A 1,561-nucleotide genomic window follows, 5' to 3' on the forward strand; every position below is an offset into this window, starting at 1 on the left:
CCTACGTCCTTCATCGCCTCTAACTGCCTAGGCATCCACCGTATGCGCTTAGTCGCTTGACCATATAACTCAAGCTACTAAAATGTTGCGACTTACAATGTTTGATAGTGTCGTGTAACCTTAATCACCCGATAAACAGGCAATCAAAACAACACAACGTTCTCGATTGTAATAAATGACAATTTTACGCCGGACAGGTATGTACAAATAAAAAATACACACTTGATTCAATCAGCTGACTCAAAACAATTCCCTTCACGAATGAAGACAATCACTTCAAATCATTGTATTTAAACAACTTTACTTTCCACCTTGTTAAAGAACTTCTGATTGTAAAAAACCAGAAAGCTGTTGCCTCGTACAACCTGGCATTACTGCCTCGAAACAACAATTTTCTGACTTCTTATCTAGCAGTGAAATATAAAATGGTTGAGTTATGCGGGCGGTGCGACGACTCGCTCGAACCGCAGACCTCCGTCAACCAAGTAATAAAATGGTGGAGCTATGCGGGCGGTGCGACGACTCGCTCGAACCGCAGACCTCCGTCAACCAAGTGATAAAATGGTGGAGCTATGCGGGATCGAACCGCAGACCTCCTGCGTGCAAGGCAGGCGCTCTCCCAGCTGAGCTATAGCCCCATTTTAACTTGATCTTTTTGCACTTGGCGCCTTGCCAATCACAAAAATCTCGGCGTTAAACTTTTATAAAACATTTTTATAAAAGCCAAACGGTTAAACTTTTGAGAGCCAGTTTTGTTCTGATCGAGGCGAATCGGTGCGACGCATAGCCTGCTATGCGAGTAGCGATTCAACGAAGAGCAGGGCAAAAATGGTAGGCCTGGGCAGACTTGAACTGCCGACCTCACCCTTATCAGGGGTGCGCTCTAACCAGCTGAGCTACAGGCCTATAATCTTTTCGTCGCTAGCATTTAGCGGCTACTCAATAACGGCTGTAACTTGCGACTGGATTTTCACTGCTGTCAGACTAATCAAGCAATGCGTGTGAGCACTTACAGGAGGTGTGCGATATCGTTTAAGGAGGTGATCCAGCCCCAGGTTCCCCTAGGGCTACCTTGTTACGACTTCACCCCAGTCATGAATCACACCGTGGTAACCGTCCTCCCGAAGGTTAGACTAGCTACTTCTGGTGCAACCCACTCCCATGGTGTGACGGGCGGTGTGTACAAGGCCCGGGAACGTATTCACCGTGACATTCTGATTCACGATTACTAGCGATTCCGACTTCACGGAGTCGAGTTGCAGACTCCGATCCGGACTACGATCAGTTTTATGAGATTAGCTCCACCTCGCGGCTTGGCAACCCTTTGTACTGACCATTGTAGCACGTGTGTAGCCCAGGTCGTAAGGGCCATGATGACTTGACGTCGTCCCCACCTTCCTCCGGTTTGTCACCGGCAGTCTCCTTAGAGTTCCCAGCATGACCTGATGGCAACTAAGGACAAGGGTTGCGCTCGTTACGGGACTTAACCCAACATCTCACGACACGAGCTGACGACAGCCATGCAGCACCTGTCTCTCGGTTCCCGAAGGCACCAAGGCAT

2 tRNA genes and 1 rRNA gene are annotated in these 1,561 nt (G+C 48.5%); all 3 read right to left on the reverse strand.

What is annotated here, in order from left to right:
• Positions 1-562: 562 nt before the first annotated feature.
• Positions 563-638, reverse strand: a tRNA-Ala gene (locus G8764_RS22215).
• A gap of 191 nt (positions 639-829) precedes the next feature.
• Positions 830-906, reverse strand: a tRNA-Ile gene (locus G8764_RS22220).
• A gap of 127 nt (positions 907-1,033) precedes the next feature.
• Positions 1,034-1,561, reverse strand: a 16S ribosomal RNA gene (locus G8764_RS22225); the annotation flags it as partial.

Origin of the sequence: Pseudomaricurvus alcaniphilus (assembly GCF_011440395.1) — a bacterium.
In the GTDB taxonomy this organism is placed as follows: Bacteria; Pseudomonadota; Gammaproteobacteria; order Pseudomonadales; family Cellvibrionaceae; genus Pseudomaricurvus; species Pseudomaricurvus alcaniphilus.